This is a genomic window from Brevundimonas sp. (assembly GCF_030656255.1).
Taxonomy (GTDB): Bacteria; Pseudomonadota; Alphaproteobacteria; order Caulobacterales; family Caulobacteraceae; genus Brevundimonas.
The window spans coordinates 1-12,853 of sequence record NZ_JAUSOE010000104.1; the positions used below are offsets into that span (position 1 = coordinate 1).

General features: G+C 64.0%; 9 protein-coding genes. 3 read left to right on the forward strand and 6 right to left on the reverse strand.

Annotated elements, in window-relative coordinates:
- The 6 genes from Q7J26_RS10490 to Q7J26_RS10515 all read right to left on the reverse strand — a co-directional run.
- Positions 1–1,376 (reverse strand): acyl-CoA dehydrogenase family protein (locus Q7J26_RS10490; protein WP_304936397.1); only part of this gene is annotated, 1,376 nt, incomplete at its 3' end.
- Between the two features lie 3 nt (positions 1,377–1,379).
- Positions 1,380–1,859: a MerR family DNA-binding transcriptional regulator gene (locus Q7J26_RS10495; RefSeq protein ID WP_008261152.1), complete on the reverse strand. Its 480-nt coding sequence runs from the start codon at positions 1,857–1,859 to the stop codon at positions 1,380–1,382.
- A gap of 180 nt (positions 1,860–2,039) precedes the next feature.
- Complete coding sequence (locus tag Q7J26_RS10500) at positions 2,040–2,366, reverse strand: DoxX family protein (RefSeq protein ID WP_304936398.1); 327 nt, start codon at positions 2,364–2,366, stop codon at positions 2,040–2,042.
- Between the two features lie 308 nt (positions 2,367–2,674).
- The gene (locus Q7J26_RS10505; protein WP_304936399.1) at positions 2,675–2,896 is read right to left on the reverse strand and encodes a helix-turn-helix transcriptional regulator; all 222 of its coding nucleotides are present in this window, start codon (positions 2,894–2,896) and stop codon (positions 2,675–2,677) included.
- A 10-nt stretch (positions 2,897–2,906) separates the two neighbouring features.
- Entirely contained in the window at positions 2,907–3,434 is a 528-nt protein-coding gene (locus Q7J26_RS10510) for a DUF2975 domain-containing protein (protein ID WP_304936400.1), read from the reverse strand.
- A 119-nt stretch (positions 3,435–3,553) separates the two neighbouring features.
- Positions 3,554–4,966 carry a protein adenylyltransferase SelO gene (locus Q7J26_RS10515; RefSeq protein WP_304936401.1) on the reverse strand — a complete coding sequence of 471 codons (1,413 nt, stop codon included), beginning with the start codon at positions 4,964–4,966 and terminating at the stop codon, positions 3,554–3,556.
- 216 nt (positions 4,967–5,182) lie between these two features.
- Here Q7J26_RS10515 and nhaA point away from each other — a divergent pair, with 216 nt between their 5' ends.
- From nhaA to Q7J26_RS10530, 3 genes are all read left to right on the forward strand, one after another.
- Positions 5,183–6,421 (forward strand): Na+/H+ antiporter NhaA, encoded by a 1,239-nt coding sequence (gene nhaA / locus Q7J26_RS10520; RefSeq protein WP_304936402.1) that lies wholly within the window; start codon positions 5,183–5,185, stop codon positions 6,419–6,421.
- Between the two features lie 218 nt (positions 6,422–6,639).
- Complete coding sequence (locus Q7J26_RS10525) at positions 6,640–9,264, forward strand: TonB-dependent receptor (protein ID WP_304936403.1); 2,625 nt, start codon at positions 6,640–6,642, stop codon at positions 9,262–9,264.
- A gap of 398 nt (positions 9,265–9,662) precedes the next feature.
- Positions 9,663–12,698, forward strand: coding sequence for a TonB-dependent receptor (locus Q7J26_RS10530; protein ID WP_304936404.1), 3,036 nt, complete (start codon positions 9,663–9,665; stop codon positions 12,696–12,698).
- Positions 12,699–12,853: the final 155 nt, after the last annotated feature.

Here is a 12,853-nt window from a genome sequence, read left to right on the forward strand (position 1 = left end):
CCGCCGTTGGCGGGCAGCTTGCGGCCGACCAAGTCCAGCGCCTGGATGCCGTTCGTGCCCTCGTAGATCATGGTGATGCGCGCATCACGCAGATACTGGCTGGCCGGGAAGTGTTCGGTATAGCCCGAACCGCCGTGGACCTGCATCGCCAGCGAGGCCACGTGGAAGCCCTTGTCGGTCAGATAGGCCTTCAGCACGGGCGTCAGCAGGCCCATGTAGTCCTTGGCCTTGGTCGCCACGGCCTCGTCTTCCGACTTCTCCAGATCGGCGTGCAGCGCGGTCCACAGGATGAAGGCCTGACCGCCTTCGACGAAGGCCTTGGCCTCCAGCAGCATGCGGCGCACGTCGGGGTGGACGATGATCGGATCGGCCGGACCTTCGGGGTTCTTGGGTCCGGTCAGGCTGCGGCCCTGCAGGCGGTCCTTGGCGAACTCGGCGGCGGCCTGATAGGCGGCGGTGCCGATGGCCAGGCCTTGCAGGCCGGTGCCCAGGCGGGCCTCGTTCATGACCACGAACATGTTGTTCATGCCACGGCCTTCTTCGCCCAGCAGCCAGCCCTTGGCGCCGTCATATTGCATCACGGCGGTGGCGTTGCCGTGGATGCCCATCTTGTGCTCCAGGCCGGCGCATTCGAGGGTGTTGCGCTCGCCCAGCGAGCCGTCCTCGTTGACCAGGTATTTGGGCACGACGAACAGGGACAGGCCCTTGATGCCCGGAACCGCGCCTTCGATACGGGCCAGGACGGTGTGGATGATGTTGTCCGAGAAGTCGTGCTCGCCCGCCGAGATCCAGATCTTCTGGCCGGTGATCGAGAAGCTGCCGTCGTCATTGCGCACGGCCTTGGTGCGGACCATGCCCAGGTCCGTGCCGCACTGGGGCTCGGTCAGGTTCATGGTGCCCGACCATTCGCCCGAGACCATCTTGGGCAGGTATTTGGCCTTGATCTCGTCCGAGGCGCTGGCGTGGATGCCGGCGTAGGCCGAGGCGGTCAGGCCGGGATACATGGAGAAGGCCGCCGAGGCGCCGGCTGTCATCTGGCCGAAGGCGGAGGCGACGATGCTGGGCATGCCCTGGCCGCCGTAGGCCGGGTCGGCGGCCAGCGCCATCCAGCCGGCGTCCGACATGGCCTTATAGGCTTCCTTCCAGCCCTTGGGCCCGGTGACGACGCCGCCTTCGGACCAGTGACAGCCTTCCTTGTCGCCCGGATTGTTGATCGGAGCGATGACCTCGTCGGCGAACTTGCCGCCCTCTTCCAGGATCTGGTTGACCAGGTCGGACGAGACGTCCTGGAAGCCGGGCTGGTTGGTGTAGCGGTCGATCTCCAGCACTTCATTCAGGATGAAGGTGAAATCGCGGACGGGCGACTTATAGGCCATGGGTCAGGCTCTCGCTTTGAAGGGGTGATGGTCGTGGTTGAGGCGTGCGCGCAGCAACTTCTCATAGTCTTCGGCGCCGGGCAGCAGGTCCGGTCGGTGTTCGCCCAGCTTGGACTCCATCCAGGCGCAGGCGTCCTCCGCCGTCTGGATCGCGCCCTCGATGTCTTCCAGCTGCTGTTTCAACGCTGCGATCTGGGCGCGGTGGCGACGCAGGGCCACCGCCATCTGGTGGACGTTGTGATCCTTGCGGTCATACAGGTCCAGCATCTCCTGGATTTCCTGCAGGGTGAAGCCGATGCGGCGGCCTCTCAGGATCAGTTTCAGCCGCGCGCGGTCGCGCGAATCATAGACGCGCGTCTGTCCCTTGCGGGCCGGCGTCAGCAGACCCTTGTCCTCATAGAATCTGAGGGCGCGGGCCGTGGCGTCGAACTCGCGGCACAGCTGGCGGATGGAATAGGTGCGGTGGTCGTCGGCGGTGGCCATGGCGACATCATAACTTTACGTGCGCGTAAAGGAAAGGCTTTACGTGCGCGTAAGGGTAAGCTTTCGCTGAGGCGGGCGGCAGGCAAAGAAAAGCCCGGAGCCTGGGGGGAGAAGGCTCCGGGCGCGACACACCGGGACAGGAGGGGGGAGAGGGCCCGGCGATCGATCTCTAAATGCGGTTCAGGCCGTGCGGCGACCCAGCAGAACCGGGAGGGTGAAGCCCAGCAGAATGAGGTTGACCACGGCCAGGCCGATGTCCTGGCTGAGGGCGTGGATGATCAGCATGGTCGATTCCAGCACGATCAGACCGGCGGCCGAGGTCAGCAGCAGGGGCCGTCCGACGCGCCACGAGATCAGCGGCGCCAGGACGCCCAGCGCCAGCACCAGTTCGACCATGCCCAGGCCGCGCACCATGTTCTCGGGCGCGACGGCGGGCCAGCCCATCAGGGTGATGAGGTTGGTCATCGGCTCGGTCAGCTTGGCGTAGCCGGCGGCGATGAAGAACATCGCGATCCAGCCCTGCAGCGTCCACAGGGTGATGTTCTTGTAGGCGGCGCGGCTGCGGCCTGGGCGACGGGGAGATGTGTTGTGGTCATTGGGGAGGGACCTGATTGGTAACAGTTGCGATATCGGATTGAGCGTCTCCGTTCGCAAGGGGGGATGTAGAGGCCCTTTCGATATTTGTCATCAGACGATGACATCAATCGATGACATCAGTTGATGACTTTGTGTTTCAGGGGCGGCGCGAGTGGCCCGATTCGCGCCGCCCCTGCAACGGGTTCGGACGATATTTCGACCGATCAGGGTTCGTCCGGTCAGGTCTCTTCAGGCTGGGGGCCCGGCGTCTGGACGATCAGGTCGCCGGGCTGGCAATCCAGCTCGCGGCACAGGGCGTCCAGGGTCGAGAAGCGGACGGCGCGGGCCTTGCCGGTCTTCAGGATCGACAGATTGGCCAGGGTCAGTCCGACGCGGTCGGACAGTTCGGTCAGGGACATGCGGCGTTCGAGCAGCAGCCGGTCCAGTTGGATCATGATCATGGCGCGCCCCTCAGACCGTGGTCAGATGTTCGTCGCGCATGGCCGAGCCCTGGCGGAAGACCTCGGCCAGGATGAAGACCACGAGGATGCCCAGCCAGGACCCCAGGTCGAAGTCATAGTCGGACGGCGACTGGCCGATGGCTTGAGGCGCGACGAAGACCAGCAGCAAGGCGGTCAACTGGATTCCAATCAGGCCGAAGCCCACGGCCTGAAGCCGTTTGACGTTAGCGAACTCGAAGGCGTCGCCCTGATTGACCGACAACAGGATGCGCCGCAGCCGGTTGATGATCCACCAGGTGAAGCCGCAGGCCAGGAAGGCGCCCAGCAAGGTCAGCCTGCCCGTCATTTCGAAATTGGTATGGGAATCGACGTCTACGCCTTTTAACCCGTCCATCAGGCCTGCGCCGAAGCTTGGAAAGATCAGGCTGACGACCAAGGCGCCCCCGACCGCGATGGCGCCGATCATCACGAAGATGTTTCCAAAACCCAAGACCAGACGCACTGCGCTGGCGATGGATCGCTTACCGATCATTTTCATTTTTCGTCACTCCAATCGGGTCGCCCTCCGCGACGCCTTCATGACTATCGATATGGATTTATCGATAAACGGGCAAGAAAATTATCGATAAACGAGATGAAGCTTTCGTAAGATTCGGCTCAGGCGGTGAAGCCCCAGGCCGTGCGGGCGGCTTCCAGACGGGCCAGCTTGGCGTAGAAGGGCGCCCAGTCGTCGTCGGCGTCTATGGCGGCCCAGATCGTCTCGACCTCGTCGATCCGCATCTCCTCGGGCTCGCGGGCGGCGAACATCGGGTGCTCCAGACGTTCGATCCGGTCGGGCTCATGCTCCAGCAGGGCGAAGCGGAAGGCGTCGAAGGCCTCGCCCTGGTACAGTTTCGCGCGCGGCCCTGACAGGGCGCGGGCGGACGAGGCGAAGCCCCCGAACCAGTCGAAGAAGACCGGCTCCCAGCGCAGGGCCTCGCCGCCTTCCCGCAGCAGGGCCAGGGTCGCATCCACCAGCCGCTGGTCCGCCGCCTCGCCCAGGCTCAACACGCCCAGCCGCATCAGGAAGGCCGCGCGCAGTTCGCGGATATAGGCGGGGCCGAAACTGTTCAGGGCGTCCGTCAGGGGCTCGACCTCCGCCACCAGCTTCAGACAGCCGGCCAGTTGCGTCAGGTTCCAAAACACCGCCTCGGGCTGGCGCGCGAAGGCGTAGAGGCCCGTCTGGTCGAAATAGGCGGCGGTGAAGCCGGGATCATAGAAGGGCAGGAACCGCCAGGGGCCATAGTCGAAACTCTCGCCCGTGACGTTCAGATTATCGGTGTTCAGCACCCCATGGACGAAGCCGGCCGCGATCCAGCGCGCGGTCAGTTTCGCCGAGGCCTCGACGACGGCGCGCAGCAGGCCGGGCGCGTCCCCGGCGGCGACCGTCGGATGATACAGGGTGCGGACGTGTTCGATCAGCGCCTCGATCTGATCCACGCGGCCCAGATAGGCCGCGCGCTGGAAGGTGCCGAAGCGGATATGGGAGTGGGACAGGCGCACCAGCACGGCCGAACGGGTCGGCGACGGCTCGTCGCCGCGTTCCAGCGCCTCGCCGGTCTCGATCAGGGAAAAGGCCCGGCTGGTCGGCACGCCCTGGGCCTCCAGCATCGCGGCCGCCAGCACCTCGCGCATCCCGCCCTTCAGCGTCAGCCGCCCGTCGCCGCCGCGCGACCAGGGCGTCGTGCCCGAACCCTTGGTGCCTAAATCCAACAACCGGCCGGAGGCGTCGCGCATCTGCGCGGCCAGAAATCCGCGTCCGTCGCCCAGGTCCGGATTGTACTGGCGGAACTGGTGCCCGTGATAGCGCATGGCCAGGGGGCCGGGTTGTCCGGGCAGGGGGGCGAACCGGCCGAAGGCGGCGATCCATTCGGCGTCGTCCAGCCCCTCCAGCCCCACCTCGGCGGCGGCGCGGTCGTTGCGGAACCTGAGCACGGCCTGCGGGAAATCGGCCGCCTGTACGGCGTCGGCGAAATCGGGACCCAGATCGAAGACGCGCGGTTCGGGGCGGTAGGCGGGGGAGGGGAGCATGGGGGCTAGGTGCGACCGCCGCATCTGTTTCGCAAGTCGCCTATGGTGACGGTTTCTGTTGAACCTCTCGGCCCATGCCGTATTCTTGTCGGCAGACATCAGGTCGCGCTTGCGGCCAGGCCGGCGCCGTCTTCACACGATGAAGCGGCGAATCCGGTCCGACGCCCGTCGATAACCTGGCGTCACGACAGCTCATCCTTTCGATCGGAGGCCGCCGTGGCGCGCAAACTGACTCTCGACTTCCTCAAGACCGAGGCCGCGTCCGGCTCGGCCCTGGCCCTGGCGGCCATCGCGGCGGTGCTGGTGGCCAACTCGCCCTGGTCGGCGGACTATTTCACCTGGCTGAAGAGCTATCATGTGCTTCAGATCGGTCCGATCCGGCTGGAGGAGTCGATCTCCGACTGGATCAAGGAAGGTCTGATGGCGATCTTCTTCCTCGTCGTGGGGTTGGAGATCAAATACGAGATCGTGCGCGGCGAGCTCAGCGATCCGCGCAAGCTGGCGACGCCGGTGCTGGCGGCCATCGGCGGCATGGCCGGGCCGGCCGCCGTCTATCTGGCGCTGTCGGCGACCATGGGGGCGCCCCATGCGGGCTGGCCCATTCCGCTGGCTACCGACATCGCCTTCGCCCTGGCCATCTTCGGCTTCGTCGGCAAGGGCCTGCCGTCGTCGCTGCGGGTCTTCCTGCTCACCCTGGCCATCGTCGACGACCTGGGCGCCATCGCCCTGATCGCCGTCCTGTTCAGCGAGGGCGCCAACTGGGCGCCGCTGTTCTGGGCCCTGGGCCTGATCGCTCTAGGGGGAGTGGTCGCGCACCGGATCCGCATTCCGACGCCCTTCTGGGTGCTGGGCTTTGCGGCGGTCTGGTATCTGACGGTCCTGTCGGGGCTGAGCACCTCGCTGACCGCCGTGGCCTTCGCCATGATCGTGCCGATCGCGGCGCGCAAGGAAGATCGCCAGAGCCCGCTGAAGGAGGCGATGCACGACCTGCATCCGTGGAACGCCTTCCTGGTCCTTCCGCTGTTCGCCTTCGCCAAGGCGGGGGTCTCCTTCGCCGGCCTGACGATGGACCAGGCCTTCGCGCCCCTGGTCATCGCCATCGCCCTGGGCCTGTTCTTCGGCAAGCAGATCGGCGTGCTGGGCATGGCCTGGCTGGCCTCGGCGTTGCGGATCGGCGCCCGGCCGACTGACGCGACCTGGCTGCAGGTCTATGGCGTGTCGCTGCTGTGCGGGGTGGGCTTCACCATGAGCCTGTTCATCGGCGTCCTGGCCTTCCCCGGCGCGGTCGACTCGCCCGAACAGGTCGAGGTCAAGCTGGGCGTCATCGGCGGCTCGATCTTGTCGGCCGTGGCGGCGGCCCTGGTGCTGGGATTGGCAGGCCGGCGCCGCGTGACCGACCCGGCCGCTCTCAAGCCGGAGATTGAGCCGATCGGCTCGAAATCGGGTCAAAACTGACGCAACGTCAGCATTTTATGTCGCTTCCTTGTCACAGCAGGGGTGAACTGCGGCGAAAAATCGTCGCGGCGAACAACGCTCGCTTGTACCCCGGGCCGAAGCGGGCTTAGCCTCCGCCATATTGAGCGCGTCTCCACGTAGAGGCGGGCCGAATGGGAACTAGGAAACGCTGCGGTCGCGCTCCGCGTGACCGGGCTTCAGAGCCGGGAGGACGCTTCATGCGCCACACTAACCGCTATCTTCGGACCACCGTGTCCGCCGCCGTCGTCGGCGCCGCCGTGTTCGGCTTCGCCGGCATCGCCGCCGCCCAGGATGCGCCCACCAGCGTGGACGACATCATCGTCACCGCCCAGAAGCGCGAACAGAGCCTGCAGGACGTGCCGATCGTGGTCACGACTCTGTCGCAGGAGGTGCTGGACGGCGCCGGGGTGCAGGACATCAAGGATCTGCAGATCCTGACGCCGGGCATGACCGTCACCTCGACCCAGTCGGAAGCCTCGACCACGGTCCGCATCCGCGGCGCCGGCACCGTGGGCGACAACCCCGGTCTGGAATCCTCGGTCGGCGTCGTGATCGACGGCGTCTATCGCTCGCGCAACTCGGTCGGCTTCGGCGACCTGGGCGAACTGAGCCGTATCGAGGTCCTGAAGGGGCCGCAGGGCACCCTGTTCGGCAAGAACACCTCGGCAGGCGTCATCAACATCATCACCGAACGCCCGTCGTTCGATCCGTCGGTTTCGGCGGAACTGACCGCCGGCAACTTCGGCGCCATTGGCGGCTCGGTCTCGGCGACCGGCCCGCTCAGCGACATGATCGCCGGCCGCATCTTCGTGGCGCACCGCGAGCGTGACGGCTTCTATGACGTCAACGTCGGCGACGGTCCGCGCACCCTGACCGAAGACAACACCCAGGACTACTGGACCGGTCGCGGCCAGCTGCTGATCCTGCCCAGCGACGAGGTGTCGATCCGCCTGATCGCCGACTACACCAAGCGCGACGAATACTGCTGCTCGGCGGTCCAGACCCGGGTCGGCCCGACCCAGGCCTTCATCGCCGCCCTGACCGCGCCGAACGGCCCCGGCCAGACGCCCCCGGTCGCCGGTTACGGCACGGTGCCCTTCAGCCGCACCGCCTATTCGAACCGCGAGACGCCTCAAGAGATCGAGGACATGGGCCTGTCGGCGGAAGCCACCATCGACTTCCCCAGCATCAACGCCACCCTGACGTCGCAGACCTCGTGGCGTGACTGGTCGTTCCAGCAAGGGATGGATCTGGACTACACCGGGGCCGATATCCAGCATCGTGAGAACGACGGGTCGAACGGCTACGGCGTCGACAACCTGACCCAGGAATTCCGCCTGGCGGGCACGACGGACAAGTTCGACTGGCTGGTCGGCCTGTTCGCCACCAAGGAAGGCGTCTATCGCGACGACTCCTATTCTTACGGCGCGGACTACAACGGCTTCGTCTCCTTCCTGCTGACGGCGACGGTGCCGGCGACCTTCGGCGGCCCCAGCGCGACTCGCACCGGCTGTTTCACCAATCCGCAAGGCTACGCCGTCGGGACCAGCGGCGCCCTGCTGGGGCAGCCGCTCTGCACCTTGGGCCTGACGGCGCCCAGCGCCTCGGCGCCCCTGTTCGCCACGGGCAAGGCCTATGAGGACCACTATTCCCAGCGGTCGGAGTCGGTGGCCCTGTTCACCAACAACACCTGGCGGGTGACCGAGGCCTTCGACCTGAACCTGGGCCTGCGCTACACCTACGACAGCAAGCGCCTGCTCGGCGTGCAGGATAATCTGGGGACCAATGGCGCGGCCTGCGGCGGCGCCCTGGCCAACCAGAATCCGGCCAACCGCCTGCCCGGCACGACGGCGACCCCGGCGGCCGCCCTTGGCCTGCTCTGCCTGCCCTGGTCGAACCCGCTCTACGACAATCGCCGGATCCAAGAGAAGTTCAGCGACACCGACATCAGCGGCACGTTCAAGGGCTCGTACCGGTTCAACGACGCCGTCATGGCCTATGCCTCCTATGCGCGGGGCTACAAGGGCGCCGGCTACAACATGGACCGCGTGCAGACGGGCGTGACGCCTGACGCCTCGCTGTTCTTCGACGCCGAGACGGTGGATAGCTACGAGATCGGGGTGAAGACGACCCTGTTCAATCGCTCGATGCTGCTGAACCTCACCTACTTCGACCAGAAGTTCGAGAACTTCCAACTGAACACCTTCCTCGGGACCGCCTTCGTGGTGGAGTCGATCCCCGAACTGACCTCGCGCGGCGTCGACGCCGACATGGTCTGGTTCACCCCGATCGAGGGCCTGATGTTCCAGGGCGGCGTTACCTACACCGACGCCAAATACGGCGACTTCGGCGCCAACGACCTGTCCAACCCGGCGCGCTTCCCGGCCCTGTCCCTGCTGCCGGGCGCCCGCGCCTCGTTCGCTCCGGAATGGTCGCTGACCGGCGCCCTGGCCTTCGACCGCTCGCTGGGCGGCGGCCTGCGCGGCGGCTTCAACCTGTCGGCTAAATATTCGACCGACTACAACACCGGCTCGGACCTGCTGCCGTACAAGGACCAGGAAGCCTTCACCGTCGTCAACGGCCGCATCTCCATCGGCGCCGAAGACGAACGCTGGACGGTCGATATCTGGGCCCAGAACCTGCTGGAAGAGGAATACACCCAGGTCGGTTTCGCCGCCCCGCTTCAGGGCACGGCCTTCACCAACACGACCACGCCGCAAGCCGACGGCACCTATTATAATATCGCCACCGACACGGCGACCTACAACGCCTACCTCGGCGCCCCGCGCACCTGGGGCGTGACGCTGAAGGTCAAATACTGATCGTCCAGCCGCCCGGGCCGTAAGGCTCCAAGGGGGGAACGACGAAGGGCCGACCGGGCAACCGGTCGGCCCTTTTTCTTTTTCTTAAGATTTTGGCGGATTGGCGCGGGAGGAGATAGTTTATCCTTTTACAGAAATTGTTGGGCCATTCACTCTCTTGAGTGGGGTCGCGAGAGTGAAAAATTTCTCGATTTCGAAAGTTTCCAAAATATTACTGTTTTTTCGAAAATGTCGAATATGTGGCTTCATTACGACATGTGAGCGATGATTACATTGCTGGAATGTAATGTGGTCTAGAAAATCATCGGTATGGGGATAACGTCCCCCATCCGCGTGCACTGGGGGCGCGGACAAACGTGTGGTCGTCGCCAGAGCGTGATCGACCGCCACTATGAAGGATGGGGATTTTGAGAGTTCGTACCATTCGTGAGCGCCTGCTGACCGGAACCATGGCGGGAGGGGTCGCCCTTGCGGCTCTGGCCGTCATGCCGGTCGTTCTCGCGCCGACGACAGCGCTTGCTCAGTCTCAGACCGGCGGGCTGCGTATCGCAGTCACCGGCTCGGACAATCAACCGATCGCGGGGGCGACGGTTGTGGTGAGTTCGCCGAGCAGCCTCGTCAGCCGTACTGCGGTCACGGACGCTGAGGGGCGTGTCCGCGTCACCGGGCTAGACCCTGCGACCAACTATACGGTATCGGTTGACGCGCCGAATTACAGCAACTTCAGCGCGAGCAATGTTGCCATCGTCAGCGGCCGCGACCTGTCAGTCGGTTACAGCCTCGCTGATCGCAGCGGTGCAACGGACCTGGGCGATATCGTCGTCACTGGCACGTCTCTGGCCGCGATCGATACGACCTCCGCGACAGTCTCTACGATCCTGACGCTGGAGACGGTGGAATCCCTGCCCACAGGCCGCAGCTATCAGAGCTATCTGCAACTGGTTCCTGGCACCAAGCCCGGCAACAATCCGTCTTCACGTTCCGGCGTGAACTATTCGGACGTTGGCGGGGCCGTCGGCAGTTCGACCGACAACCTGTATTATCTCGACGGCGTGGATGTGACGGATCCTGTCTCGGGTACTTTCGGCGCCAACTTCAACTCGGAAATCATCCAGGAACAGCAGGTTCTGGTGGGCGCCATACCGGCGGAATACGCGGGTGGTTCAGGTCTGATCTCACGGGTCATTACCAAGTCGGGATCAAACGAGTGGCACGGCTCCGCGAACTACTACTTCCAGAACGATACCCTCGTGCAGGAGGATTACCACAACAACTCCGGCGGCTTCTCTACCTATGACGCCGCAGTAACTCTTGGCGGGCCGATCCTGAAAGATCGCCTGTGGTTCTTCGGTTCTTATCAGAAGAAAAATCGCGAAGACGAAGTGCTGGATCCGACCACCGGCGAAGTACGCCGTACAGTCGAGCAGGATTCCGAATATTCGTTTGGAAAGTTGACGTGGCAAGTCAACGAGGAAAACCGCCTGTCCGCTAGCTTCTTCAATGACCCATATGAGACGACCGGTTCGTCGTCGGCCACGGTGTTGAACAACCGCGACACGCGCCGTGTTCAGGGTGGTGACAACTACAAGATCGACTATACAGGCGTGTTCGACGATCTGACGGTCAACGCCTACTGGTTCCGCCACGAGGGCGAGATTTCGGACTACGCCGCCGACACCTCGATCACCGAAAACGTGATCTATGCTTCGGCAGCGGGCTCGACCTTGGCGCAACGCTCTCTCGGCGGCGCGGGCGGGGACACGATCCGGAACCGCGATCGGGACGAGTACGGCCTCAACGCCGAATACTTCCTAGAGACAGGCTTCGGCACGCACACATTTAAGGCGGGCTACACCTTCACCGAAAACTCGACGATGATCGACAGCTCGGTGCCCAACCCGGATCGTTACACCTCACTGGCGGCGCAATATTCGGGCACGACCTTCGCGACGGCGGTCAGCAGCGCCCCGGCCTGGACTGCGCGTCCGATCGTGGCGGGCGACATGACCCGGCTGATCACGGGCATCACGGCCAACGCCACGGCGCTCGCCGCCGTGGATACCAACCGCGACGGCGTGGTCACGTCAGCCGAAGTCAACGCGCTGACCTTCACGAACACCGCCGACAGTCCCTATGGCAATGTCGCGCTATATCGTGTGAACCGCGTGGCGACGGGCGCCTATGAGGTGAAGAGCGAAGGACAGAGCGTCTATTTGCAAGACACCTGGACCTTGGACAAGCTGACCGTAAACGCCGGCGCTCGCGCCGAGAAGTGGACGCACTTCGACTCCAACGGCGAGGAGATCGCCAACTTCGATTGGGAGATCGCCCCGCGCTTGTCGGTGGTTTATGACCTCTTCGGCGATGGTCGCAGTAAGGTCTTCGGCTATGCTGGGCGCTATTACGACCCTGTCCGCAACAATATGACAGACTTTGCGGGCGGTTTGACTGGGCCGGTCGATGAAGAGCAGATCAACGTCGCTGGCGAATGGGTCACCTTCCGTACTCGCGGTGGTGCGTCCACTCCGGACGCACTGTTCTCTCCGAACACGAAGACGCCGTACACCGACGAGTTCCTGATCGGCTATTCGACCACCTTCAGGTCGGATATCGGCTTCTCGGCGACGGTCACGCGGCGTCAGACGCGCGACATCATGGAAGACTTTGATCTGGCGCTCTACTCGGATCCGAGTTGCACCGCTGAGGACTGCGGCGTGAATGGTTACGCCTACCCTGGTTCGTTCTTCTACCTGCCGTATTCGTACTTTGGCTACGACAGTGCGCCGAATTCGAACTACGTCATTGGCACCCTGCCGGGTGGCGAGCGGAACTACACGGGTCTGGAACTGACACTGACGAAGTACAAGACAGACAATTGGTTTGGCCAGATATCGTACACGTACAACGACGCTGACGGGAACACGAACTCCGACTCGAACGCCGATTACCAGGGCGACCTCATCTTCCTGGATCCCCGCGCACCCAACGCCTCTGGGCCGCAGCCCGGAAACATCGAACACCAGTTCAAGGCTTATGCTGGTTATGAGTTCGACTGGGGCCTGGAACTCGCTGGCGTGTTCAACTGGAATTCGGGCTATCTTTATACGCCAGCCCAGCCCGTGGGCGGACGCTACTTTGCTCCGACGGCTGACCCTTATGAGTTCGGTGGTGTGACCGATACGTGGTATCTGCCAGGCTATATCGGATCCGAAACTGCGCCATCCTATTGGACAATGGATGTGAAGGCGACTTACACCGTCGACATGCCGTTCGGTAAAACCGAACTGTTCCTGGACGTGTTCAACCTGTTCAACAAGCAATCGGCGACCGGTGTCGAGTCGCGTCTCGCCGGTAGCGGTGTGTACGATTACCAGGAAGCCAATTCCTGGGTCTCGCCTCGTCGCGCCGTGCTTGGAGCCCGCTACTCCTTCTGAGTGGGCCTGATCTTCGAGCGAGCAAGGGGGAATGCCGGCGCGAAAGCGCCGGCATTCTGCTTTTAGCCTCTGAGTATTAACGGCCTCGGCGCCCCGCGCACCTGTGGCGTGACGCTGAAGGTCAAATACTGATCGTCCAGCCGCCCAGGCCGTAA

Coding starts and splice junctions, on each gene's coding strand:
- Q7J26_RS10525 (WP_304936403.1), top strand. CDS start 6,640: ATGCGCCACACTAACCGCTATCTTCGGACCACCGTGTCCGCCGCCGTC.
- Q7J26_RS10515 (WP_304936401.1), bottom strand. CDS start 4,966: ATGCTCCCCTCCCCCGCCTACCGCCCCGAACCGCGCGTCTTCGATCTG.
- Q7J26_RS10510 (WP_304936400.1), bottom strand. CDS start 3,434: ATGAAAATGATCGGTAAGCGATCCATCGCCAGCGCAGTGCGTCTGGTC.
- Q7J26_RS10495 (WP_008261152.1), bottom strand. CDS start 1,859: ATGGCCACCGCCGACGACCACCGCACCTATTCCATCCGCCAGCTGTGC.
- Q7J26_RS10505 (WP_304936399.1), bottom strand. CDS start 2,896: ATGATCATGATCCAACTGGACCGGCTGCTGCTCGAACGCCGCATGTCC.
- Q7J26_RS10500 (WP_304936398.1), bottom strand. CDS start 2,366: ATGTTCTTCATCGCCGCCGGCTACGCCAAGCTGACCGAGCCGATGACC.
- Q7J26_RS10530 (WP_304936404.1), top strand. CDS start 9,663: ATGGGGATTTTGAGAGTTCGTACCATTCGTGAGCGCCTGCTGACCGGA.